Below are 22,080 nucleotides of genomic sequence, written 5' to 3'. Positions count from 1 at the left end.
AACCTTGGAAACGACAGATCGACCGAGTGTACGAGGGCGCTATGCCCAATGCGAGTGCATTTGTTATTCGGCCAGTTTCGCGAGGATCCGGTAGACGATGGTGCCGAGGATCAGCAGCATGCCGACCCACATGCCAAACACACCAAGGTTCTTGTCGCGGAAGTTGAAGCCAACGGCCAGCAGGATCATGCCCGTGAGGATGGGGATAAGCATGGCGTGGAAGGCGGACATCGGGATCATGGTGGGGACGGCCTTGTCGTTGAGGGATGATGGTCAGTCTAGGCTGGATTGGCGCGGGGTGCCTTGATGTGTGTCAGATAGCGCCGCAGTGCGCTGGGAATCGCCATCGCGGGCAAGCCCTAATGCCGTTCAGTTAAGCGCAGATCCCCGGTGGGAGCGGGCTTGCTCGCGAAAGCGGTGGGTCAGTCAACATCAATGTTTGCTGGGCGGACGTCTTCGCGAGCAAGCCCGCTCCCACATTTGATCTTCGCTGCTTTGAGAACTGATCGGCATTAGGGCAAGCGCCGCCCCTCTCAGGGCAGGTCGCGGCTCGCATAAAACGCACTCAGCACCTTCACCAGATGCGCCAAATCGTGGCTGCCGCACAGTTCACGAATCGAATGCATGGCGAATGTCGGCAGGCCGATATCTACGGTGCGCACGCCCAGGTGGCTGGCGGTGATCGGGCCGATGGTCGAGCCACAGCCCATGTCACTGCGCACCACGAAGCTCTGTACCGGCACTTCTTCGGCCATGCACAGGTGGCGGAAGAATCCGGCGGTTTCGCTGTTGGTGGCGTAGCGCTGGTTGCTGTTGACCTTGATCACCGGGCCGGCATTGAGTTTCGGGCCATGGTTGGCGTCGTGCTTGTCGGCGTAGTTGGGGTGGATGCCGTGGGCATTGTCGGCAGACACCAGCAGCGACTTCTGAATGGCCCGTACGAACTCGTCACCTTCAGGCAGCAGACGACGCAGGGTCTGCTCCAGCATCGGCCCGTCGGCACCACAGGCCGAGCAGGAGCCGACTTCTTCGTGGTCGGTACACACCAGCACGCAGGTTTCGTCGGTTTCACTGGTGAGCAGGGCTTGCAGGCCGGCGTAGCACGACAGCAGGTTGTCCAGGCGGGCGCCGGCGATAAAGTCGCCATGCAGGCCAATCACCGCTGCGCCTTGGGTGTCGTAGAAACTCAGCTCGTAGTCGAGCACCACATCAGCATTCAACCCATGTTCGCGGGCCAGTTGGTCGGTGAGTACGGCGCGGAAGTCCACGCGCTCATCACCGGCAAACTGCGCAAGGATCGGCGGCAGCTCGGTCTGGGCATTGATCGCCCAGCCCTGATTGGCTTCACGGTTCAGGTGGATGGCCAGGTTGGGGATGATGGCAATCGGCAGCTTGAAATCGATCAACTGGCTTTCGACCTTGCCGTCACGCCGGAACGTCACGCGGCCGGCCAGGGACAGGTCACGGTCGAACCACGGTGCCAGCAGCGCGCCGCCGTAGACTTCCACGCCCAGTTGCCAGAAGCCCTGGCGTTGCAGCTCAGGTTGCGGCTTGACCCGCAGGCACGGGCTGTCGGTATGGGCGCCGACCAGGCGGATGCCGTCGTGCAAGGGCGACTGGCGGCCCATCTTGAAGGCGATGATCGAGGAGTCGTTGCGGGTCACGTAGTAGCGACCGTTGGTCTCGGTGGTCCAGGTCTCACGTTCGTCGAGGCGCTGGAAACCGGCGGCTTCCAGGCGTTGGGCCAGGGCCGCAGTGGCATGAAAGGGGGTGGGAGAGGCCTTGAGGAAGTCGATCAGGCCTTGGTTCAACGCTTCGCGCATAAGTAGCTCCAGACAGCAATGGCGCGAGTTTACCGTCCGATGTGATAAGTGCACAGAACAAATGTGGGAGCGGGCTTGCTCGCGAATGCGGTGTGTCAGTCGCGCAATAAGCTAACTGATCCACCGCATTCGCGAGCAAGCCCGCTCCCACATTTTAATTGCGTTTACCGATTAGAACGGCGCAGGGCACTCGAACCGCAAGCGCTCGCCGCTTTGCGGGTGGGTGAAGCTCAGCATGCTCGCGTGCAGGCACAGCCGTGGCCAGGCGGCCAGGGCCTGTTCGTGGGCATACAGGCCATCACCGAGCAACGGGTGGCCGATGGACAGCATATGCACCCGCAGTTGGTGCGAGCGCCCGGTAATCGGCGTCAGTTCCACCCGGCACCAATCCCCGCAACGCTCCAAGACTTTCCAGAAAGTCAGCGCATGCTTGCCGAACTCGTGGTCCACCACATGCCGCGGCTTGGTCGGTGGGTCATAGCGCAGCGGCAGGTCGATGCTGCCGCTGTCCAGTTCCGGCTGGCCCCAGCACAAGGCGGTGTAGGCCTTTTCGGTTTCGCGGTCGTGAAACTGGCGCGACAGTTCGCGGTGGCTGTCGGCATCCCTGGCCAGCAGGATGATTCCCGACGTTTCCCAGTCCAGGCGATGAACGATACGCGCCTCTGGGTAACCGTTTTCCTGCAGGCGGGTGATCAGGCAGTCCTTGTTGTCGTCGGCGCGACCTGGCACCGACAGCAACAGGGTAGGCTTGTTCACCACCAGGACAGCGTCATCCTGGTGAAGGATATGGATATTGGACAACGGCATTAAACAGCCTCGTAACAAACGCCAACGGCGGCTCGGCCACCCGGTTCCCCAAAGGGGATCAGGGTGACGGAGCCGCCGTGGCGACCGCCTGTTCGATCAACGATCAGGCAGGGTGATATTGAGTTCCAGAATCGAGCAGCTGCCGTCGTTTTCCAGGGCGACATGCACGTCATCGTTGCCGATATTGACGTACTTGCGGATCACCTCCACCAGTTCCTTCTGCAAGGCTGGCAGGTAGTCCGGGGTGCTGCGTTGGCCGCGTTCGTGCGCCACGATGATCTGTAGACGCTCTTTCGCTACCGACGCCGTGCTAGGTTTTTTGGTTGAGCGAAAGAAGTCAAAAATACTCATTGTTCAATTGCCTCCAAACAGGCGTGCCAAGAATCCTTTCTTCTCGACAGCAAGGAACCGATGGGCAACTTCTTTGCCCAGCAAGCGATCGACTGCATCGCTATAGGCTTGGCCGGCATCACTTTGGTCATCAAGAATGACCGGTACGCCTTGGTTTGAAGCTTTCAGTACCGCTTGAGACTCAGGAATCACCCCCAGCAAGCGAATGGCGAGGATTTCCTCGACGTCCTCAACGCCAAGCATTTCGCCGCTCTGGACGCGCTCGGGGTTGTAGCGGGTCAGGAGCAGGTGTTCCTTGATTGCGTCTTCGCCTTTTTCGGCGCGGCGAGACTTGCTCGACAGCAGGCCGATCATGCGGTCGGAGTCGCGTACCGACGACACCTCGGGGTTGGTCACCACAATCGCTTCATCGGCGAAGTGCATGGCCAGTTGGGCGCCTTTCTCGATACCTGCTGGAGAGTCGCAGATAACAAACTCAAATTGCTCTTTGAGGTCCATCAGGACTTTTTCAACGCCTTCCAGGGTCAAGGCGTCCTTGTCCCGGGTTTGGCTAGCGGCGAGAACATAAAGGTTCTCCAGGCGCTTGTCCTTGATCAGTGCTTGTTGCAGGGTTGCTTCGCCGTTGACCACGTTGACGAAGTCGTACACCACGCGGCGTTCGCAGCCCATGATCAGGTCGAGGTTACGCAAACCGACGTCGAAGTCGACGATGACTGTCTTGTGGCCGCGCAGAGCGAGGCCGGTACCGATAGCGGCGCTGGTGGTGGTCTTACCCACACCACCCTTGCCGGATGTAACCACGAGAATCTTGGCCAAGGTGTTTCACCCCTAAGGAAAAAGGACCTCTCAGTCCCTGAAAAACATCTCTTGAAACTCGCTGCAGGCGGACAGCCTTCGTAGGAAAAAGATGTGCTTCCCGTAGGGGAAACGCCAACTTTCAATTATTCCTACGCAAGTCTTGCCGGTTTCGCTGTGCTATCAGAGTCCAGAGATGCTTGGAAAATGCGGCAGTATCCGTTAAAGACGGATGATGTTCAACACATCGCCCGACAGGCTGACTTGTACCCCGGCCCCCCATAGCGGATCACGGCGCAAATCTTCCGAAACCTTGTACTGGCCGGCGATGGATACCAGCTCAGCGCTCAATTGCTGGCAGAAAATCCTTGCCTTGGTATCGCCCTTGACCCCAGCCAGTGCCCGACCGCGCATGGGGCCGTATACATGGATGTTGCCATCGGCGAGAAGTTCCGCGCCGGGACTGACCGGGGCGACCACTACCAGGTCGCCGCCCTGGGCGTAAATCTGCTGCCCGCCGCGTACGGGGGAGGTGATGATCCTTGTAGGCTTGATCGTCGGCTCTGGCGGTTTTTCCGGTTTTTTCTTCACTTCGCCTTCCACCGGGTCGAGCACACGCTCGCGGGCGCCGGACGGTGGCAGTACTGGCAGTTCAATGGCGATGGCTGCCGCAATGTCTTCGATACGGCTGGCGCGAATGGCCAGGGTGCGCAGGCCATGCTGGCGGCAAACACGCATCAGCCCGGGCAGGTCAACCGCGCCCTGGCCGGCCGGCAATTTGTCCAGGGCCAGCACCAGCGGCGCGTTGTTGAAGAAATTCGGGGCCAGGGCAACCTTGGCAGCGAGCTGGCGGTCCAGGGCATCAAGGTCGTTACGGGCCAGTTCCAGCACAGTAATGGCGAGCATGCTGCCTTTGAGCTGGAAGACGGGATCTTGGTCTAGCGATTCGGTTTGGCTCATGGTCGGCAAAGCGGCTTGTCACGAAAAGTGTCGAGACTTATAACGAGAACAACCGCTAGCCGCAAGCCGGGTCGAACCGTTGTAGAATGCGCGGCCCTGTCTTTACCGGAATCTGTAATGGATCGCCCGCGTTTTCGAGCTGTATTTTTTCACCCGCGTTTCTGGCTCCTGTGGCTGGGGCTCGGCCTGCTATGGCTGATCACTCAGTTGCCATACCGGGTGCTGCTGGGAATTGGTCGTGTGCTGGGTGCGTTTATGTACCGGGTGGCCGGTGAGCGCCGGCGCATTGCTGCGCGAAACCTGGAGCTGTGCTTCCCGCACCTGTCTGCCCAGGAGCGTAAACATTTGCTCAAGGAAAACTTTGCGTCCACTGGCATCGCCTTCTTTGAGATGGCCATGAGCTGGTGGTGGTCCAAACAGCGCCTGGCACGCCTGGCCCACGTCGAAGGTCTGGAGCACCTCAAGCAGGCGCAACTGGAAGGCAAGGGCGTGATCCTCATGGCCCTGCATTTCACCACCCTGGAGATCGGCGCGGCCTTGCTGGGCCAAAAGCACACCATCGATGGCATGTACCGTGAGCACGGCAACCCGTTGTTCGACTTTATCCAGCGCCGGGGCCGCGAGCGCCACAACCTTGATTCCCTGGCGGTCGAGCGCGAAGACGTGCGCGGCATGCTCAAGCTGCTGCGCGCCGGCCGGGCGATCTGGTACGCGCCGGACCAGGACTATGGCGCCAAGCAGAGCATTTTCGTGCCGTTGTTCGGCATCCAGGCCGCTACCGTTACCGCCACCAGCAAGTTCGCGCGCCTGGGCAAGGCGTTGGTGGTGCCATTTACCCAGCAGCGCCTGGCCGATGGCAGCGGCTACCGCATGGTGATTCATCCGCCGTTGCGCGACTTCCCCGGCGAATCCGACGAAGTCGATTGCCTGCGCATCAACCAATGGGTGGAAACCGCGGTACGCGAGTGCCCCGAGCAATACCTGTGGGCCCATCGCCGCTTCAAGAGCCGGCCACCGGGCGAACCCAAGTTGTACGAAAAACGCCGCTGAACAAACGGATTTCCCCGCAGCCCATGGAGTTATGCAATGCGCCCAACTGAACCGGTCACAGGCTTGATTCTTTCCGGCGGTGGGGCGCGTGCGGCGTATCAGGTGGGGGTACTGGCGGCGATTGCCGAATTGTTGCCGCCGGGGGCTGCCAATCCTTTTCCGGTGATTGTCGGCACCTCGGCCGGGGCGATCAATGCGGTGAGCCTGGCCAGTGGCGCCATGGATTTTGGCGCCGCCATCGCCCGCCTTACGGCGTTCTGGCAGGGCTTTCGCAGCCACTTGGTGTTGCGCAGCGATTGGCCGGGGGTGATTCACCAGGCCACTCGCTTCCTGGCCCGCAGCCTGCTGGGGCTGGGGGCACCGGTGCCGGTGGCGCTGCTCGACAGTTCGCCTTTGCGCGAATTGCTGCAAGAGAAGCTGCACTTCGAAGGCATCAACGAGGCCATCCGCAACAAACACCTGCATGCCGTCGCGGTAACGGCGTTTGGCTATGAGTCGGGGCAAGCGGTGACGTTCTATCAGGGCGGCGGCACCATCGACGCCTGGCTGCGCCACCGGCGCATTGGCCTGCCCACGCAGTTGACCGTGGAGCACCTGCTGGCCAGCTCGGCGATCCCGTTGCTGTTCGCACCGGTCAAACTCGACCAGGAATATTTTGGCGATGGCGCCGTCCGGCAATCGGCACCCATCAGCCCGGCGTTGCACCTGGGGGCCAGCCGGGTGCTGGTGGTGGGGGTCAGTGGCAACCCGCGCTCCATCGACCCTTCGGCGCCGCAGCAACGCACCTATACCGGCCAGGAGCCGACCCTGGCGCAGATCGGTGGGCATATGCTCAACAGCACGTTCATTGACAGCCTTGAGAGTGATATCGAGTTGCTGGAGCGCCTCAACCAGTTCGCCCATCTGCAACCGGCCGACAGCGCCGCGCGCGGGCTTTCGCCGGTCGAAGTGTTGGTGATTGCACCGAGCCAGCCCATCGACGAGATCGCCGCCCGCCATCGCCAGGAGCTGCCGGCGGCACTGCGTTTGTTTTTGCGTGGGCCAGGGGCGACCAAGACCAGCGGGGCGGGGGTGCTCAGCTATCTGTTGTTCGAGGCGGGGTATTGCAGCGAGTTGATCGAGTTGGGGCGGCGGGATGCGTTGGCCAAGCGCGAGGAGTTGCAACGGTTCCTGGGCCTGACCCCGAACTGAATCTGGGAGCAGGCTTGTGTGGGAGCGGGCTTGCCCGCGATGGCGGTGATTGAGCCGATAATTAGGCTGGCTGACACTCCGCTATCGCGGGCAAGCCCGCTCCCACAGGGGGCGTGTTGGGCCTTAGAAGTGGTACTTGACCAACAGGCTGGCCGTATCCTGGTTGGTCTCGAACGCGCCGCTGTCCTGGATCCCGTACTTGTTCTTCCAGTAGTCGTATTCAAAACCGACATACAACTGCTTGGCGCCCCAGTTCATGGCCTTGCCCAAGTCATATTTGACCTGCGGGTTGAAGTGCAAGTTGGCGTGATAAGTGCCACGGGCGTTTTTGTCGTTATCCACCACCCAGTCCATGAAGCCGTCGATCAGCACGTCGGAGTTGCCCACGGGAATGGTGTACGACCATACCGGCGTGATCTGCCATACACCGTCACCGGGGCGATTGCCTTCGGTCTGGCGCTGGTAGAAGTTCAACTGGAAGTAGTCGAAGCCCGGGATGTTCAGGTCGAATGCCGGGCCTACCAGGTAGGACTCGTTGTCGCCTTCGCCGAACTCGTAGGTGAACGCCAGTAATACATCTTTGATCGGTCCGAAGGACAAGTCTTTATCGAAGATCTTGCCAAACGACAGCCGTGGGCTGAACTCGCCGTAGTAAGTATTAGGGCCGACATTGCCGTCTTCCTTGCCGTTGTAAAAGATACGGTCGAGGAAGAAGAAGTTGTCGCCGTACTTCCACGCATCGGCATGTTCAAAGGTGACGGTTTGCTGGATCTCTGGGTTGACTTTGAAGTTCTTGCCCCACAGGTAAGTCAGGCTGTTGTTCTGCCACTGCAGCAGGTCACCCGCCATTGCCTGGCCCCCGGCCAGCAGGGATCCGGCCAACATCAGGCTGTTCACGGTACGTTTCATTCGGTTGCTCCCGAGCTAAAGTTTTATGGTTTTTCTTCTACGCAGGCGCTCTGGTGTGGCGCCTTTTGGTTCGCTGCAAAAATCGTCTGTTCGGTCAGCTTTAATGCTTTTAGCAAGAGCTGCGCCAAAGTGTTTGAAAAGCCAAAAAATCCCCGTCGGCTACATGGTATGCAGTCGGGTTCAGAGGACTTTTGCGCACTTTGGCAGCAGACATAAGGCCGGGATAAGTTGGCCTTTAAGTCAGCTTTTACATTCGCTGTTTTTTTTTGAGTCGATTCGAGCGGGCGCGGAGAATACTGGCTCCAGAGCCTGTGCTCAAGTGCGCTGTAAAAGAGCGCAGGGGGCGAGAATGGGGCACAGCGTGTGGCCGGCCCCAAGTCTGTGGTGTGCATGTTGATATTCCCTGTTCGAGTAACGAAGGAATCAATGCGTATGGGCGACTGCGGGGCGTTCTGAGCCGCCCAGAATGTTGAACAACACATTCAGCGACAACGCACTAAGCGTGGCCATGGCGATGCCGCTATGGGTAATCGGGCTCATCCACAGGGGCAACTGGGCGAAGAACTCCGGGCGTACCACCGGGATCAGGCCCATGCCGATGCTGACCGCCACCAGCAACTGGTTACGACGGTCGGCAATGTCGGCTTCCTGCAGGATCTTGATCCCGGTCGCTGCCACCATGCCGAACATCGCGATGGCCGCGCCGCCCAGCACCGCAGGAGGAATCGATGCCACCAGAAACGCCGCCTTGGGCAGCAAGCTCAGGACAACCAAAAAGGCCCCGGCCATGATCGTCACCGAACGGCAGCGCACACCGGTCATTTGCACCAGGCCGATGTTCTGGGCGAACGAGGAGTGGGTGAAGGTATTGAAGAACCCGGCAAAGAACGACGCGCCGGCATCGCACAGCAGGCCGCGACGCAGCATCTTCGGGGTGACTTCCTGGCCGGTGATCTTGCCCAGCGCGAGGAACATGCCGGTGGACTCGACAAAGATAATCACCACCACCAGGCACATCGACAGGATTGGCGCCAATTCGAACGTGGGCATGCCGAAGTGCAAAGGCGTGACCACTTGCAGCCACGGCGCCTGTTCCAGGCCGCCGAGGTCGACCATGCCGAGCAATCCACACAAGGCGTAGCCCAGGGCCATGCCGATCAATACCGAGATATTGACCCAGAAGCCGCGCATGAACCGGTTGATCAGCAAGATGGTGGCGAGTACCAGGCCGGCGATGGCCAGGTAGATCGGCGAGCCGAACTGCACGGCAGTGGCGCCGCCGCCTGCCCAGTTCACGGCTACTGGAAACAACGAAAGACCGATGGCCGTGATCACGGTACCGGTCACCAACGGTGGGAAGAAGCGCACCACCTTGGACATGAAGGGCGCGATGAGCATGCCAAAGAACCCGGCGGCGATGGTCGCGCCGAAGATCCCTTGCAGGCCGATACCCGGCATGCCCGCCATGGCGACCATGCTGCCGACGGCGGCAAAACTGGCGCCCATCATCACCGGCATGCGGATGCCCAGCGGGCCGATGCCAAAGGACTGGACCATGGTGGCGATCCCCGCCACCAGCAGGTCGGCGTTGATCAGAAAGGCGATTTCTTCACGGCTCAAGCCTGCGGCTTGCCCGATGATCAGAGGCACGGCCACGGCGCCGCCGTACATCAGTAGTACATGTTGCAGGCCTACCAGGATCAGTTGCAAAAGGGGCAGCCGCACCATGGCGGGTACGGCAGGAGTCTGCGGTTCTAACTGGGACATGCAACACCTCGGATCTTTTTTATTTTTGTGTTGTTTGGCAGTCAATTGCCAGGTGAAACCCAATCTTCAAAACACTGCACATTGCAAATGTGGGAGCTGGCTTGCCTGCGATAGCGGTGGTTCATTCACCCCTTCCGGTGCGTGATACACCGCTATCGCAGGCAAGCCAGCTCCTACAGTTTGATCTGCGCTAATCAGTTAATTGGTACGGGCTCCTTGATTGATCCAACTACCAATCAACTCCCGCTCCTGCTGGGTCATCTGGGTGATGTTGCCCAGCGGCATGATCTGGCTGGCAACCGCCTGCGCCTGGATGCGCGCCGCCTGCTGCTGGATCTGCGCCGGGGTATCGAACATCACCCCGGCCGGCGCGGCACTGAACAGCGGGCTGGTGGGCTTGGCCGAATGGCATACGGTGCAACGTTGTTCAATCACGCTGTGGACCTTGCCGAAATCCGTCGAGGCCTGGGCCGGCGCCGCTTCTGCCGCCGGTGCTGGCGCGGCGGGGGCTGCTGGCTTGAGGCCGCCACCCAGCGCCGTTTCCGGCAATGGCTGGTACTCGATGGCCGCTGGCGCCTTGGCCACGTCCGGTGCGGTAGCCACGGGTTTTGGACCTGTGACATAGGCCAGGCAGATCATCGCCAGGGCGCCGACCGGCAGGGTCCACGCGTATTTCTGGCTGTCGTGACGGGTGTTGAAGTAGTGCCGCACCAACACCGCCGCCACCGCGATCCCGGCCAGGATCAACCAGTTGTACTGGCTGCCGTAGGTGCTGGGGAAGTGGTTGCTGATCATGATGAACAGCACGGGCAGGGTGAAGTAGTTGTTGTGTCGTGAACGCAGCAGGCCCTTGGCCGGCAGTGCCGGGTCTGGCGTGCGGTTTTCTGCAATCGCTGCCACCAGCGCGCGCTGGGCCGGCATGATGATGCGGAACACGTTACCGACCATGATGGTGCCGATGATCGCCCCCACATGCAGGTACGCACCGCGCCCGCTGAACACCTTGCTGAAGCCGTAGGCCGCGCCGATCAACAGGATGAACAGGATAAAACCGAGCAGGGCAGGGCGTTTGCCCAGGGCCGAGTCGCAGAGAAAGGAGTAGATGAACCAGCCAGCGAACAGTGAGCCAATGCCCAGCAACACGCCTTCGGTGCCGCTCAGGCTGCTGCCGGGAGCCAGCAGGTAGAGCGTCGGGTTGAGATAGAACACCACGCAGAGCAGCGCGACGCCTGACATCCAGGTGAAATAGGCTTCCCATTTGAACCAGTGCAGGTTGTCCGGCATGGTCGGCGGGGCCAGTTTGTATTTTTCCAGGTGGTAGATGCCGCCACCGTGGATCGCCCATAAATCGCCAGCCAGGCCGTTTTTGGGGTTGACTCGGTTGAGGTTGTTTTCCAGCCATACAAAATAGAAAGACGCACCGATCCAGGCCACGCCAGTGATCATATGAACCCAGCGCACGCTAAGGTTCAGCCATTCCAACAGATGTGCTTCCACAGTCTTTACCTCTCGCCCGTCACCCTTGTTGTCGGGTGATCGGACCTTCTCTTATTGGTGGGGGGCGAGGATCAACCGCTCATCCTCTTTGAAAAAATGCTCATCGCAGTTATTGCCTGTGCCACTGCGATCAACCACCAGGAAGTCATCCCGCTTTTCGATCGTCAGCACCGGGTGGTGCCAGACGCCGCGATGGTAATTAATGCCCTGCCTGCCGTTGGTGACGAAGGCGCGGACCAAGCCTGATACAGGTGCATCGCCAACGGGCGCGACCACGATCAGAAAGGGGTTGCCGAGCAGCGGGATAAAGGCCTGGCTGCCCAGCGGGTGTCTCTCCAGCATGCACACGGTCAGCGGCATGTCCTGCGCGTCGGCGCGGAAGATGCTGATGATGGCGTGGTCTTCTGGCGTGGCGGTTTCTACCGTCGCCAGTTTATGAAAGCGCATGGTCGAGCCGTTGTTGATCATGAAGTGATCGCTGCCGTCGGTTTCGATAACGTCTCCGAAAGGGGCGAAGGCTTCTTTGGTCAAGGGTTCGATCATCAGTGTGCGCATGGCTGTCTTCTTATCCGAGTTCTGTGTTGTCTGGTCTATTGCTATCGCGGGCGAGCCCGCTCCCACAGGGGAATGCATTGCAAATGTGGGAGCGGGTTTGCCCGCGATTGGGTTCACCGCTTACTTAGCGACCTTGCCGAACACCCGCAGGCGGCTCACACCACCATCCGGGAATACGTTGAGGCGGATGTGGGTGATCGGGCCCAGTGCCTTGATCTGCTCGGCAAAGGTGTGTTCGGCGTGCATTTCCAGCTTCTGTGCTGGCAGCAATTCACGCCAGAACAGCGACTGGGTCTCGATCTGGCTGTCGGTACCGCCCTTGACGAACGCGCCCTGGATCGAGCAGGTGTCCGGGTAGTTGCCTTTGAAGTGCAGGGTGTCGACCACTACTTTGTCGATCTCGCCGGCATGCCCCAGCGCGACGATCACCCAATCGTTGCCTGGCGTGCGACGACGGGCAGTTTCCCAGCCATCGCCCATGTTGATGCCACGGCCCGGGTTGAGGATGTTGCCCATGCGCCCGAAGTGTTCGTCGGAACAGGCCAGCGCACGCCCGCCATTGAGGGAGGAGGCCAGGTCCACTTGTTCGTTGTCGCCCACGGCCGACCAGTCGCGGAACGGAATGCCGTACACGCGCAGACGGGCCACGCCACCATCCGGGTAGATGTTGAAGCGCAGGTGGCTGAACGCCTGGTCGTTATTGATCTCGTGGAAGTGATGGCTATTGCCCTGCAACTCAACGGCAGAGAGTACTTCGACCCACTGGGTGTTGGCATCGGGTTCGCCCGCAGCCAGGAAGCAGCCTTCCAGGGACGCCGATGGCGGGAAGTTGCCGGTGAAGAATGAAGTGTCGATGTCCACGCCCTTGATCGAGCCCGGTACGCCCAGGCGGATCACCGCGCTGTCGAAGCCTTCGAAGCGCTTGCGGCGTGACTCCCAGCCGTCCATCCACTTGCCGTTATCATCGAAAACGCCCTCCTTCCATACGGCCGGGGTCGGCTGGAACAGTCGGTTGGCGTCGGCGAACCAGTCATCGGTCACCGAGATGATCTTGGTGCCCAGGCGGGCGTCGGCCAGGTTGACGAACTTTTCGAAAGGTACGGCGTAAGCTTTCATTCTTCTTGTCTGCCTTAGATAGAGTGGCTTGGGATGCTTGCCAGGCCCTGGGCGTTGATCGATACGCTCGGGCCAGGTTTGCTAAAGGGTCAGTAATCGGAACAACGCGATCTTGTTGATCTCTGCCAGCGCACACTTGAACTCGGTGTCGACCGGGTGGTGGATGCGCGTTTCAAACGCTTTGAGGATCTGATGCCGGTTGCTGCCTTTTACCGCCATGATGAAGGGAAACTTGAACTTGGCCTTGTAGGCATCGTTCAGCTCGGTGAAGCGTGAGAACTCTTCGGCCGTGCATTGGTGAATCCCCGCGCCAGCTTGCTCATCGGTGCTGGCTTGGGTGAGTTGGCCCTGGACGGCCGCACGGCCTGCCAGGTCCGGGTGAGCGTTGATCAGGGCCAGTTGGCTTGGATGATCAGCACTCAACAGGATATCGCTCATGCGCTGGTGCAGGGTTTCGATCTGGTCGATCGAGGCATCCTGGCCCAGGTCGAAGGCCTTTTCGGCCACCCATGGCGAATGTTCGTAGATGTCGGCGAAGGCTGCGACGAATTCGTCGCGGCTCAGGGTCGACGGTTTCAAGGTCTGGAAAGCAGTCATTTGGCGGCTCCCTGGAAAGGGTGGACGTCGTGCCAGTGGCGGGCAATGTCGACACGGCGGGCGAACCACACCTGGTCATGGCCCTTGGCGTATTCGATAAAGCGCTTGAGGGCAGCCAGGCGCGCCGGGCGGCCGATCAAGCGGCAATGCAGGCCGATGGAGAGCATCTTCGGCGTCTCGGCCCCTTCGGCATACAACACGTCGAACGCGTCTTTGAGGTACTGGAAAAAGTCGTCGCCCTTGTTGAAACCCTGGACCTGGGTGAAGCGCATGTCGTTAGTGTCCAGGGTGTAGGGGATCACCAGGTGCGGCTTGCCGGTCGGGTTGTTGGGTTCCCAGTAGGGCAGGTCGTCGTCATAGGTGTCGCAGTCGTAGAGGAAGCCACCTTCCTCCATCACCAGCCGCCGCGTATTGGGGCCGGTGCGCCCGGTGTACCAGCCCAGTGGGCGCTCGCCGGTCAGCTCGGTGAGGATGCGGATGGCTTCGAGCATATGCTCGCGCTCCTGGGCCTCGTCCATGTATTGGTAGTCGATCCAGCGGTAGCCGTGGCTGCAGATCTCGTGGCCGGCGGCGACCATCGCACGGATCACGTCGGGGTGGCGCTGGGCGGCCATGGCCACGGCGAAGATGGTCAGCGGAATGTCGAATTCCTTGAACAGCTTGAGGATGCGCCACACGCCCGCACGGCTGCCGTATTCGTACAGCGACTCCATGCTCATGTTGCGTGCGCCTTGCAGCGGCTGGGCCGAGACCATTTCCGAGAGGAAGGCTTCCGACTCTTTGTCGCCGTGCAGGATATTGCGCTCACCGCCTTCTTCGTAATTGAGTACGAACGACAGGGCGATACGCGCCTTGCCTGGCCAGTGTGGATGCACAGGGTTACTGCCGTAACCGATCAGGTCGCGTGGGTAGTCAGCGCTCACTGCAGTCTTCCTTCTTGTTCGTGATCGATGGTGTGGCGGCTGTTGCGTCACAGCGATGGGCTGATTGTATACAACTTAATGGGCACTTTGTAAGCCTGTATTTCTGCATTTTTTCCAGACGGTCGCACCGGCCTATCCTTGCAAGAAACTTGCCCGACTGGTCAACTAAAATATGCGAACTCACCTGTAGGATGCGTCTTGCCAGCGATTGCATTCTTGCTGCTGCCCTATCTGCGGCTGATATACCGTCATCGTCGGCAAGCCGGCTCCGGCAGGGGGAGAGGGTGGTTGTTGAATTTATTGTGTACAATTTTTTTGAAAAGTGTCTTAATCAGCCATCGCCGGCTTTTTCAGTGCCCCACAAAGGTGCGGCCTCTTATTAATCGATGACACGGGAGCTCCGATCCATGGGACGACTGACCACACACGTACTGGACGCCGCGCACGGCTGCCCAGGCAGCGCCATCAAGGTTGAACTGTACCGCGTCGAAGGCGCGCAGCTGGAACTGGTTGCCAGCACCTTGACCAACAGCGATGGCCGTTGCGACGCGCCGCTGCTGCAAGGTGATGACTACCGCAGTGGCGTCTATCAGCTGCAATTCAGCGCCGGGGATTACTACCGCGCCCGTGGCGTGCAATTGCCCCAGCCGGCGTTCCTGGATGTGGTGGTGCTGCGTTTTGGCATCAGCGCCGAACAGGATCACTACCACGTGCCTTTGCTGATTTCGCCCTACAGCTACTCCACCTATCGCGGTAGCTGAGTCGTCACCTGGCTTCACACCCCCAAATGCTCTTCGTTGGTTTCGCCCGCTCACACTGCGGGCTTTTTTTTGCCCGCAAAAAGGCGGGTCATGAGCCAATGCCAGCGAACAAGAGGAGCCATTGTGGGAGCTCGACAGCTCCCACAGGGTTGTGTGTTAGCCCTTGAGCAGCGACGCTGCCCCGGCGCTGCCAAACAGCCCGGCACTGAAGCGATTGAACCAGCTCTGGCCCTTACCGGTGCGCAGGTAGCGCGCGGCACCATGGGCACCCAGGCCATAGGCCAGCTTGCACATCAGGTCCAGCACGGTCCAGGTGGCGATCATGATCAGCAGTTGTGGCAGGAACGGCTGCTGGCTGCTGAGAAACTGCGGCAGGAAGGCCGCAAAAAACAGAATGTCCTTGGGGTTACTGGCGCCCAGCACAAAAGCCCGGCCAAACAGTGCACGAAAACGTGGCACGGGCGCTGCCTCCGGCACCACGGCGCCCTGGGACGGCAGGCGCGATTGCTGCCAGCTCTGCCAGGCAAGGTAGAACAGGTACAGCGCACCGACGATCTTCAGCGCGCTGAACAACTGCTCCGACGCCAGCAACAGTGCGCCCAGGCCCAGGGCCGAGGCGCTCAACAGGCAGATCGAGGCAAACACCCCGCCCAGAAACGCCGGATACGAACGGCGCAGGCCGTAGTTCAGGCTGTTGCTGATCATCAGCAGCGACAGTGGCCCCGGAATCAGGATCACGATCAAAGCAGCGCCGCTGAACAGCAGCCAGGTTTCCACGCTCATTACATTCCTCCATACATGCAAAAGCCCCACCCGCAGGTGAGGCGGTTTTCGCCAGCTTGCGCGTTACAGGAACACAAACTTGGCGATAAAAATCGCGCACAGCACCCACAGGCTGATAGAAATCTGCTGGTACTTGCCCGTGCCGGCCTTGAGCGCCACGTAGGTGATAAAGCCCAGGGCGATGCCGTCGGCAACCGAGAAGGTCAGAGGCATCATGATTGCCGTGACAATCGCCGGAATGCTGTCGGTGGCGTCGTCCCACTCGATATGGGCCATGCCGCTCATCATCAGCATCGCCACATAAATCAACGCACCGGCCGTGGCATACGCAGGAATCATGCCCGCCAGCGGGGCGAAAAACATCGCCGCCACAAACAGCACGCCCACGGTCACGGCCGTCAACCCGGTGCGCCCGCCGGCCGCTACGCCGGCGGCGCTTTCCACATAACTGGTGACGGGGGGCACACCGACCACTGCGCCAAACACACTGGAGGCGCTGTCGGCTTTCAAGGCCCGGGAGAGGTTTTCGATCTTGCCGTCGGCATTCACCAGGCCTGCGCGCTGGGCGACGCCCATCAGGGTGCCGGCGGTGTCGAACATGTGCACAAACAGGAAGGCGAACACCACGCTGATCATGCTGACGTTGAACACACCCATCACGTCCATCGCCATCCAGGTCGGCGCCAGGCTCGGCGGGGCGGCAACGATGCCCTGGTAATGCACCAGGCCCAGGCCCCAGCCGGCCAGGGTGACGGCGATGATGCTGATCAGGATGGCGCCGAACACCCGGTGATAGCTGAGGATCGCGATCAGCAGGAAGCACACGGCCGCCAGCAGCGGGGCCGGTTCATGCAGGGAGCCGAGCTTGATCAGGGTCGCGGGGCTGGCAACGATGATGCCGGCGGTTTTCAGGCCGATCACCCCCAGGAACAGGCCTACCCCCGCGCCCATGGCGTGGCGCAGGCTCACCGGAATGCTATTGAGCAGCCATTCGCGGATGCGCGACAGCGTCAGGATCATGAACAGCACGCCCGAAATAAATACCGCACCCAGCGCGGTCTCCCAGGTGTAGCCCATGGTGCCGACCACGGTGTAGGTAAAGAACGCATTCAAACCCATGCCCGGCGCCAGGCCTACAGGCCAGTTGGCATACAGGCCCATCAACAGGCAACCGAGGGCTGCGGCGATGCAGGTCGCGACAAAGGCGGCGCCGTGGTCGATACCGGCGTCGGCCATGATGTTGGGGTTGACGAAGATGATGTAGGCCATGGTGATGAATGTGGTGAGGCCGGCGATCAATTCGGTCTTCACTGTGGTGCCATGCAAGCTGAGTTTGAACAGGCGCTCCAGCCAGCCCTGTTTGGTGGTTGAAAGGTCGGGCGGACTGAGGTCCAGGGTCGGGGCGTCGGATTTATGGCTTTCCACAGCAAGTACTCCTCAAGAGTTTTATTGTTATTTCCAGCGCCGGACACATGAGTGGGCAGCGGCGCTTTGAGGTACCAGCGGGCTTTGTTGACCAGTAGGTCAGGAACTCGCACGAAGCGAATTATGCTTTTGTATACAAAGAAAGCAAATAATGTTTGCGATTATGTGTGCAAAAAAGATGAAAGGCCAATTTCAGGGCAGGGTCAGGGCCTTGTTCACCGCCAGCCAGCCATTCACGGCGTCCTCGCCGGCCTCGGCAAAGGCGCGCTGCAGCAGCTTGACTTGCTCACGACGCAGGGCGTGTTCGAAGCGCTGGCCCTCTTCGGTCAAGTGCAGCAGGCGCTTACGTTTGTCGGTGGTCGAGGCCGTGCTGTCGACCAGGTGCATTTCCTGCAATTGGCGCAGCGGCATATTCAGCGCTTGCTTGCTTACCCCCAGCAACTCCAACAGTTGCTTGACGCTCAAGGCGGGGTAGCGGGCGATAAAAAACACGATGCGCTGATGCACCCGGCTCAAGCCCCGGCGTTCGAGCATTTCGTCGGCCTTGGCGGTAAAGGCCTGGTAGCCGAAGAAGAACGCTTCCATGGCGGCTTGCTGCGAGGTCTGGTTTTTAAGGTCAAGCATATTGACGTATCTACCTGGGGCGTCGTAATTTCGGTCAACCAGTTTGACGTATTTTCCCCAGCCTTTGCTACCGGTGACCTTATGGCTTTCTCTGAACGTGTTTCGCGCCTTAAAAGCTCCTTGATCCGTGAGATCCTCGCGGCGGCCCAACGCCCGCAGGTGATGTCATTTGCCGGTGGCCTGCCAGCCGAAGCCATGCTGCCGGCGCTGGATTGGCAAGGCATGCCGCCTGCCATGGGCCAGTACGGCATGAGCGAAGGCGAGCCGCAATTGCGCGAATTGCTGGCGGCCGAGGCGCGGGCGCTGGGGGTGGCCTGTGATGCCAGCCAGGTCCTGGTGGTCAGCGGTTCGCAGCAAACCCTGGACCTGGCGGCCAAGCTGTATATCGACCGAGGCACGCAGATCCTGCTGGAAGGCCCGACCTACCTGGCCGCCTTGCAGATCTTCCAGCTGTTCGGTGCCGATTGCCTGAGCGTGGAGCTGGAAGCCGACGGCCCGAACCTGGCGGCGCTGCGCAGCAGCCTGGAACGTCATCGCCCGGCGTTCATCTACCTGATCCCGACCTTCCAGAACCCCTCGGCCGTGCGCTATAGCCAAGCCAAGCGCGATGCGGTGGCGGCGCTGCTCGATGAGTTCGGCGTGACCCTGATCGAAGACGAGCCCTATCGCGAGCTGACCTTCGACGGTGGCAGCGCGCGGCCGATTGTCAGCCAGTTGCGCAAGGCCAGCTGGATCTACACCGGCACCGTATCCAAAACCCTGCTCCCGGGATTGCGGGTCGGCTATCTGATCGCCAGCCCCGACCTGTTCCCCCCTCTGCTCAAGCTCAAGCAGTCGGCGGACCTGCACACCAACCGCGTTGGCCAGTGGCAGGCCATGCAGTGGATCGGCACCGAGCGCTACCAGCAGCACCTGGGGCAACTGCGCAGTTTTTATCGTGAGCGCCGCGATGGGTTCCAACTGGCGCTGACCCGGCATTTCCAGGACTTGGCCGACTGGCAAGTGCCCCAGGGTGGATTATTCTTCTGGCTGACCTTGAAACAGCCCCTGGATACCCGCACCTTGTTGGCACAAGCGCTGGACCAGGACGTGGCGTTCATGCCCGGTGAACCGTTCTTTGCCGAGCCGGACCAGCACCACGGGCACCTGCGGCTCAATTTCAGCCACATCGACCCGGCGCGCCTGGACGAAGGTCTCAAGCGTCTCGCGGCGGTGATCCGTCAAGCACAGCGCGCGCAAGCGGCATAAGGGGAGCTTCATGTACAAGGTTTATGGCGATTACCGCTCGGGCAACTGCTACAAGGTCAAGTTGATGCTCAACCTGCTCGGCATCGCGTATGAGTGGGTGAATGTCGATATCTTGAACGGCGACACACAGACCGCCGAGTTCCTGGCGAAGAACCCCAACGGCAAGATCCCGGTCCTGGAGCTCGAAGACGGCACCTGCCTGTGGGAATCCAACGCGATCCTCAACTTCCTCGCCGACGGCAGCGAATTCCTGCCCAGTGAACCGCGCCTGCGTACCCAAGTATTGCAGTGGCAGTTTTTCGAGCAGTACAGCCACGAGCCGTACATCGCGGTGGCACGGTTTATCCAGTTTTACCTGGGGCTGCCGGAAGATCGGCTGGAGGAATACAAGACCACCCACAAAGGCGGCTACAAGGCCCTGCGGGTCATGGAAAAACAGCTGCAGGCCACGCCATACCTGGTGGGCGACCAGTATTCGATCGCCGATATTGCGCTATATGCCTACACCCACGTGGCCCATGAGGGTGGTTTTGACCTGAGCCCTTATCCGGCCGTACAAGCCTGGCTTGCCCGCGTGGCCAGCCATCCGCGGCATGTGCCGATGCTCGACTGATAGGCGCGATCTAAATGTAGGAGCGGGCTTGCCCGCGATAGCGCAGGCTCAGTTGATGAATAACTGGCTGATACACCGCTTTCGCGAGCAAGCCCGTTCCCACATTTGGACTGTGTTTGCTGTCAGATCGCGGCGAAGCGCTTGTCCAGGTAATCGATGATCACCTTGGAGTCATACATCCAGGTGGTCTGGCCGTTTTCTTCGATACGCAGGCACGGCACCTTGATCTTGCCGCCTTGGGTAAGCAGCGTCTGGCGGTCTTGCTCGTTGTTCTTCGCATCCTTGAGCGCCACCGGCACATTGAGGCGGTGCAGGGTGCGGCGGGTCTTCACGCAGAACGGACAGGCGTGGAATTGATACAGGGTCAGGCCCTTGGCCGCTTCATTGACCTGCGCCTGTTGCTCGGCGGGGCGCTGTTTTTTCCGCGGGCGGGTAAGGAAGTCGCCCGCGATGATGACGTGGCCGAGGCCCACTCGAAGTGCTTTGACGAACATGGCTGAAACCTCTTGCCCATGACAGAAGGGGCCGCAGCTTACCTGATTTCTACAGGCGAAAAAAAACCGGCGATGAATGCCGGTTTTTTCTGACGCAGCCTGTTACTTGATCAGGCTGAGGAACTCGCTGCGGGTCGCCGCGTTTTCGCGGAACTCGCCCAGCATCACCGAGGTGATCATCGACGAATTCTGTTTCTCCACACCGCGCATCATCATGCACATGTGCTTGGCCTCGATCACCACCGCAACGCCCAGGGCACCGGTCACCTGCTGGACCGCTTCGGCGATCTGGCGGCTGAGGTTTTCCTGGATCTGCAGGCGACGGGCATACATATCGACGATCCGCGCGACCTTCGACAGGCCCAGGACCTTGCCGCTGGGGATATAGGCGACATGGGCCTTGCCGATGAACGGCAGCAGGTGGTGTTCGCACAGCGAGTACAACTCGATGTCCTTGACCAGCACCATTTCACTGTTGTCGGAGCTGAACAGGGCACCGTTGGTGACCTCTTCCAGTGTCTGCTCATAGCCGCGGCAAAGGTACTGCATGGCCTTGGCGGCACGTTTTGGCGTGTCGAGCAGGCCCTCGCGGGAAACGTCCTCGCCGATTTGGCCGAGGATCGCTGTGTAATTCTGTTCCAGGGACATGAAACTACCTGTGGGATTTTCGCAAAGTGCAAGGGTACGGTGGCCGGCAGATCGCTGCAAGCTTGGGTTACTCGTCACGCCCTTCGAGCATCGTGCGCTTGAGCATCACATACACCGCCCCGGCACCGCCGTGGCGTGGTTGGCAGGAGGTGAAGCCGAGCACCTGGGGATGCTGGCGCAACCAGGTATTGACGTGGCTCTTGATCATCGGGCGCTTGCCGTCCAGGCGCACGGCTTTGCCGTGGGTCACGCGCACGCAGCGGATTTCGAATTTGGTGGCTTCGGCCAGGAAGGCCCACAGGGTTTCCCGGGCCTTTTCCACGGTCATGCCGTGCAGGTCGAGGCTGCCCTCGAAGGGGATCTGCCCGGCCTTGAGCTTGCGCACCTGGCTTTCCTGGACCCCATCGCGGGACCACATCAAATCGTCTTCGGGGCCTACGTCAATCACGAACTGGTCCGACAGACCGTCCACCGTGGTGGCGTCAGTGCGCACCGTGGCCGCCTGGCGCAGCTTGGCGATCTGCGCGCGGTCGGCCTTGGGTTTGCCGGTGTCGGCGCGGTCGTGCTTGATCGGCTTGACGCCGCGCAGCTCGTTCTTGAACAGGGAAAAATCGTCGTCTTGCATGTCAGCCTCCGCGCAGGGCGGGCAGTTTACCCAAATCGAGGCGGTTGATGCGGGACAAAACGCTATCAGTGTTCCCTCAATCGTGCTTTTTCATCAGGTGCGAAGCAATGTTCAGTGCCAGGGGCTGGCGCATACGGCGTCGGCAACGGCGCCACAACCAGACACCCAGCCACAGGATCAACAGCCCGCTGCCCAGCAGCACGGCGGCACCGCCCGGGCTGGCATTCAGTTCGCCCAGCGCGGGCGAGTGGCCCAACAGGCCGGCACCACCGGCCAACGCAAGCAGTAAGCCAAACAACGCGAGCAACGCGGCAAATGCCACGCCCAGGCGCAGACGCCAGTTGCTCGGGCCCTTGGGGCGCAAGCGACGAGCGTCAAAACCATCGGATATCTTCATTCCGACCTTTCCTCCAGGGTATCGGCCCTTCGACCGGAAGATAAACAACTTGTTCCGGGCTGGGAGGCAATTGCGGTAAATGACAGGCTTTAGCGGATGAGCGGGGCCGTTGCGGTGGCCG

Annotated in this window: 26 protein-coding genes; 5 read left to right on the top strand and 21 right to left on the bottom strand. The window is 60.6% G+C overall.

The window, feature by feature from the left end; genetic code table 11:
• Positions 1–63: 63 nt before the first annotated feature.
• The 6 genes from ACO77H_RS18995 to minC form a co-directional block, all read right to left on the bottom strand.
• Positions 64–240, bottom strand: a complete 177-nt coding sequence (locus tag ACO77H_RS18995) for a hypothetical protein (protein WP_166647837.1) — start codon at positions 238–240, stop codon at positions 64–66.
• Positions 241–533: 293 nt separating this feature from the next.
• Positions 534–1,823 (bottom strand): M18 family aminopeptidase, encoded by a 1,290-nt coding sequence (locus ACO77H_RS18990; RefSeq protein ID WP_170057014.1) that lies wholly within the window; start codon positions 1,821–1,823, stop codon positions 534–536.
• A gap of 171 nt (positions 1,824–1,994) precedes the next feature.
• On the bottom strand, positions 1,995–2,630 hold the full coding sequence (locus ACO77H_RS18985; RefSeq protein WP_169952839.1) for an RluA family pseudouridine synthase: 636 nt from the start codon (positions 2,628–2,630) through the stop codon (positions 1,995–1,997).
• A gap of 96 nt (positions 2,631–2,726) precedes the next feature.
• Complete coding sequence (minE, locus tag ACO77H_RS18980; RefSeq protein ID WP_169952837.1) at positions 2,727–2,981, bottom strand: cell division topological specificity factor MinE; 255 nt, start codon at positions 2,979–2,981, stop codon at positions 2,727–2,729.
• A gap of 3 nt (positions 2,982–2,984) precedes the next feature.
• Positions 2,985–3,797, bottom strand: a complete 813-nt coding sequence (gene minD, locus ACO77H_RS18975) for a septum site-determining protein MinD (RefSeq protein ID WP_169952835.1) — start codon at positions 3,795–3,797, stop codon at positions 2,985–2,987.
• Positions 3,798–3,998: 201 nt separating this feature from the next.
• Positions 3,999–4,736 (bottom strand): septum site-determining protein MinC, encoded by a 738-nt coding sequence (gene minC / locus ACO77H_RS18970; RefSeq protein WP_038447253.1) that lies wholly within the window; start codon positions 4,734–4,736, stop codon positions 3,999–4,001.
• Positions 4,737–4,853: 117 nt separating this feature from the next.
• On the opposite strand from minC, the gene ACO77H_RS18965 reads away from it, so the two are divergent.
• Complete coding sequence (locus ACO77H_RS18965) at positions 4,854–5,786, top strand: lipid A biosynthesis lauroyl acyltransferase (RefSeq protein WP_169952832.1); 933 nt, start codon at positions 4,854–4,856, stop codon at positions 5,784–5,786.
• Positions 5,787–5,822: 36 nt separating this feature from the next.
• Positions 5,823–6,977, top strand: a complete 1,155-nt coding sequence (locus ACO77H_RS18960) for a patatin-like phospholipase family protein (protein WP_169952830.1) — start codon at positions 5,823–5,825, stop codon at positions 6,975–6,977.
• Positions 6,978–7,100: 123 nt separating this feature from the next.
• On the opposite strand, the gene ACO77H_RS18955 is transcribed toward ACO77H_RS18960, so the two are convergent.
• The 8 genes from ACO77H_RS18955 to puuE all read right to left on the bottom strand — a co-directional run bounded on the left by ACO77H_RS18955 (position 7,101) and on the right by puuE (position 14,341).
• The gene (locus tag ACO77H_RS18955; RefSeq protein WP_169952827.1) at positions 7,101–7,886 is read right to left on the bottom strand and encodes an outer membrane protein OmpK; all 786 of its coding nucleotides are present in this window, start codon (positions 7,884–7,886) and stop codon (positions 7,101–7,103) included.
• 23 nt (positions 7,887–7,909) lie between these two features.
• A complete protein-coding gene (locus tag ACO77H_RS18950) occupies positions 7,910–8,278 on the bottom strand; it encodes a hypothetical protein (RefSeq protein ID WP_169952826.1) in 369 nt (122 codons plus the stop codon).
• Positions 8,279–8,309: 31 nt separating this feature from the next.
• On the bottom strand, positions 8,310–9,653 hold the full coding sequence (locus ACO77H_RS18945; protein WP_170057015.1) for a nucleobase:cation symporter-2 family protein: 1,344 nt from the start codon (positions 9,651–9,653) through the stop codon (positions 8,310–8,312).
• Between the two features lie 198 nt (positions 9,654–9,851).
• Positions 9,852–11,150, bottom strand: coding sequence for a urate hydroxylase PuuD (locus ACO77H_RS18940; RefSeq protein ID WP_170057016.1), 1,299 nt, complete (start codon positions 11,148–11,150; stop codon positions 9,852–9,854).
• A 51-nt stretch (positions 11,151–11,201) separates the two neighbouring features.
• Complete coding sequence (locus ACO77H_RS18935; RefSeq protein WP_099168728.1) at positions 11,202–11,705, bottom strand: ureidoglycolate lyase; 504 nt, start codon at positions 11,703–11,705, stop codon at positions 11,202–11,204.
• 120 nt (positions 11,706–11,825) lie between these two features.
• The gene (gene alc, locus ACO77H_RS18930; RefSeq protein WP_170042683.1) at positions 11,826–12,821 is read right to left on the bottom strand and encodes an allantoicase; all 996 of its coding nucleotides are present in this window, start codon (positions 12,819–12,821) and stop codon (positions 11,826–11,828) included.
• Between the two features lie 81 nt (positions 12,822–12,902).
• Complete coding sequence (gene uraD / locus ACO77H_RS18925) at positions 12,903–13,418, bottom strand: 2-oxo-4-hydroxy-4-carboxy-5-ureidoimidazoline decarboxylase (protein ID WP_169952822.1); 516 nt, start codon at positions 13,416–13,418, stop codon at positions 12,903–12,905.
• Positions 13,415–14,341 carry an allantoinase PuuE gene (puuE, locus tag ACO77H_RS18920; RefSeq protein ID WP_432754430.1) on the bottom strand — a complete coding sequence of 309 codons (927 nt, stop codon included), beginning with the start codon at positions 14,339–14,341 and terminating at the stop codon, positions 13,415–13,417. The genes uraD and puuE overlap by 4 nt, the downstream gene beginning before the upstream one ends.
• Positions 14,342–14,748: 407 nt before the next feature.
• Between puuE and uraH the strand changes: the two genes are divergently transcribed.
• Complete coding sequence (uraH, locus tag ACO77H_RS18915; protein WP_057440709.1) at positions 14,749–15,102, top strand: hydroxyisourate hydrolase; 354 nt, start codon at positions 14,749–14,751, stop codon at positions 15,100–15,102.
• 156 nt (positions 15,103–15,258) lie between these two features.
• Here the strand turns inward: uraH and ACO77H_RS18910 are convergent, their stop codons facing one another.
• From ACO77H_RS18910 to ACO77H_RS18900, 3 genes are all read right to left on the bottom strand, one after another.
• Positions 15,259–15,885 (bottom strand): LysE family translocator, encoded by a 627-nt coding sequence (locus ACO77H_RS18910; protein WP_432754429.1) that lies wholly within the window; start codon positions 15,883–15,885, stop codon positions 15,259–15,261.
• A 63-nt stretch (positions 15,886–15,948) separates the two neighbouring features.
• Complete coding sequence (locus tag ACO77H_RS18905) at positions 15,949–17,280, bottom strand: NCS2 family permease (RefSeq protein WP_432755770.1); 1,332 nt, start codon at positions 17,278–17,280, stop codon at positions 15,949–15,951.
• A 222-nt stretch (positions 17,281–17,502) separates the two neighbouring features.
• On the bottom strand, positions 17,503–17,934 hold the full coding sequence (locus ACO77H_RS18900) for a MarR family winged helix-turn-helix transcriptional regulator (RefSeq protein ID WP_169952812.1): 432 nt from the start codon (positions 17,932–17,934) through the stop codon (positions 17,503–17,505).
• Between the two features lie 81 nt (positions 17,935–18,015).
• Here ACO77H_RS18900 and ACO77H_RS18895 point away from each other — a divergent pair, with 81 nt between their 5' ends.
• Together ACO77H_RS18895 and ACO77H_RS18890 are read left to right on the top strand one after the other, a co-directional pair.
• Positions 18,016–19,182, top strand: a complete 1,167-nt coding sequence (locus ACO77H_RS18895) for a PLP-dependent aminotransferase family protein (RefSeq protein ID WP_169952810.1) — start codon at positions 18,016–18,018, stop codon at positions 19,180–19,182.
• Positions 19,183–19,192: 10 nt separating this feature from the next.
• The gene (locus ACO77H_RS18890) at positions 19,193–19,795 is read left to right on the top strand and encodes a glutathione S-transferase family protein (RefSeq protein ID WP_038447277.1); all 603 of its coding nucleotides are present in this window, start codon (positions 19,193–19,195) and stop codon (positions 19,793–19,795) included.
• 122 nt (positions 19,796–19,917) lie between these two features.
• On the opposite strand, the gene ACO77H_RS18885 is transcribed toward ACO77H_RS18890, so the two are convergent.
• The 4 genes from ACO77H_RS18885 to ACO77H_RS18870 form a co-directional block, all read right to left on the bottom strand.
• Complete coding sequence (locus ACO77H_RS18885; protein WP_029300369.1) at positions 19,918–20,289, bottom strand: glutathione S-transferase N-terminal domain-containing protein; 372 nt, start codon at positions 20,287–20,289, stop codon at positions 19,918–19,920.
• Between the two features lie 102 nt (positions 20,290–20,391).
• A complete protein-coding gene (gene folE / locus ACO77H_RS18880) occupies positions 20,392–20,937 on the bottom strand; it encodes a GTP cyclohydrolase I FolE (protein WP_057440723.1) in 546 nt (181 codons plus the stop codon).
• Between the two features lie 67 nt (positions 20,938–21,004).
• Positions 21,005–21,562, bottom strand: coding sequence for a Smr/MutS family protein (locus ACO77H_RS18875; protein WP_169952807.1), 558 nt, complete (start codon positions 21,560–21,562; stop codon positions 21,005–21,007).
• 76 nt (positions 21,563–21,638) lie between these two features.
• Positions 21,639–21,959, bottom strand: a complete 321-nt coding sequence (locus ACO77H_RS18870; RefSeq protein ID WP_169952804.1) for a hypothetical protein — start codon at positions 21,957–21,959, stop codon at positions 21,639–21,641.
• Positions 21,960–22,080: the final 121 nt, after the last annotated feature.

Source organism: Pseudomonas sp. WMBT8, from assembly GCF_050916005.1.
Taxonomy (GTDB): Bacteria; Pseudomonadota; Gammaproteobacteria; order Pseudomonadales; family Pseudomonadaceae; genus Aquipseudomonas.
Note: the sequence above shows the minus strand (reverse complement) of the source record. Positions and strands in the feature narration are given on the sequence as shown.

Excerpts from the sequence above, each read along its gene's own strand:
- ACO77H_RS18955 (WP_169952827.1), bottom strand. The coding sequence starts at position 7,886 with ATGAAACGTACCGTGAACAGCCTGATGTTGGCCGGATCCCTGCTGGCC.
- ACO77H_RS18910 (WP_432754429.1), bottom strand. The coding sequence starts at position 15,885 with ATGAGCGTGGAAACCTGGCTGCTGTTCAGCGGCGCTGCTTTGATCGTG.
- ACO77H_RS18890 (WP_038447277.1), top strand. The coding sequence starts at position 19,193 with ATGTACAAGGTTTATGGCGATTACCGCTCGGGCAACTGCTACAAGGTC.
- ACO77H_RS18990 (WP_170057014.1), bottom strand. The coding sequence starts at position 1,823 with ATGCGCGAAGCGTTGAACCAAGGCCTGATCGACTTCCTCAAGGCCTCT.
- ACO77H_RS18995 (WP_166647837.1), bottom strand. The coding sequence starts at position 240 with ATGATCCCGATGTCCGCCTTCCACGCCATGCTTATCCCCATCCTCACG.
- alc (WP_170042683.1), bottom strand. The coding sequence starts at position 12,821 with ATGAAAGCTTACGCCGTACCTTTCGAAAAGTTCGTCAACCTGGCCGAC.
- uraH (WP_057440709.1), top strand. The coding sequence starts at position 14,749 with ATGGGACGACTGACCACACACGTACTGGACGCCGCGCACGGCTGCCCA.
- ACO77H_RS18965 (WP_169952832.1), top strand. The coding sequence starts at position 4,854 with ATGGATCGCCCGCGTTTTCGAGCTGTATTTTTTCACCCGCGTTTCTGG.
- ACO77H_RS18935 (WP_099168728.1), bottom strand. The coding sequence starts at position 11,705 with ATGCGCACACTGATGATCGAACCCTTGACCAAAGAAGCCTTCGCCCCT.
- ACO77H_RS18985 (WP_169952839.1), bottom strand. The coding sequence starts at position 2,630 with ATGCCGTTGTCCAATATCCATATCCTTCACCAGGATGACGCTGTCCTG.
- uraD (WP_169952822.1), bottom strand. The coding sequence starts at position 13,418 with ATGACTGCTTTCCAGACCTTGAAACCGTCGACCCTGAGCCGCGACGAA.
- ACO77H_RS18960 (WP_169952830.1), top strand. The coding sequence starts at position 5,823 with ATGCGCCCAACTGAACCGGTCACAGGCTTGATTCTTTCCGGCGGTGGG.
- ACO77H_RS18900 (WP_169952812.1), bottom strand. The coding sequence starts at position 17,934 with ATGCTTGACCTTAAAAACCAGACCTCGCAGCAAGCCGCCATGGAAGCG.
- ACO77H_RS18885 (WP_029300369.1), bottom strand. The coding sequence starts at position 20,289 with ATGTTCGTCAAAGCACTTCGAGTGGGCCTCGGCCACGTCATCATCGCG.
- minE (WP_169952837.1), bottom strand. The coding sequence starts at position 2,981 with ATGAGTATTTTTGACTTCTTTCGCTCAACCAAAAAACCTAGCACGGCG.
- folE (WP_057440723.1), bottom strand. The coding sequence starts at position 20,937 with ATGTCCCTGGAACAGAATTACACAGCGATCCTCGGCCAAATCGGCGAG.
- minC (WP_038447253.1), bottom strand. The coding sequence starts at position 4,736 with ATGAGCCAAACCGAATCGCTAGACCAAGATCCCGTCTTCCAGCTCAAA.
- ACO77H_RS18945 (WP_170057015.1), bottom strand. The coding sequence starts at position 9,653 with ATGTCCCAGTTAGAACCGCAGACTCCTGCCGTACCCGCCATGGTGCGG.
- ACO77H_RS18950 (WP_169952826.1), bottom strand. The coding sequence starts at position 8,278 with ATGCACACCACAGACTTGGGGCCGGCCACACGCTGTGCCCCATTCTCG.
- ACO77H_RS18875 (WP_169952807.1), bottom strand. The coding sequence starts at position 21,562 with ATGCAAGACGACGATTTTTCCCTGTTCAAGAACGAGCTGCGCGGCGTC.
- ACO77H_RS18895 (WP_169952810.1), top strand. The coding sequence starts at position 18,016 with ATGGCTTTCTCTGAACGTGTTTCGCGCCTTAAAAGCTCCTTGATCCGT.
- ACO77H_RS18870 (WP_169952804.1), bottom strand. The coding sequence starts at position 21,959 with ATGAAGATATCCGATGGTTTTGACGCTCGTCGCTTGCGCCCCAAGGGC.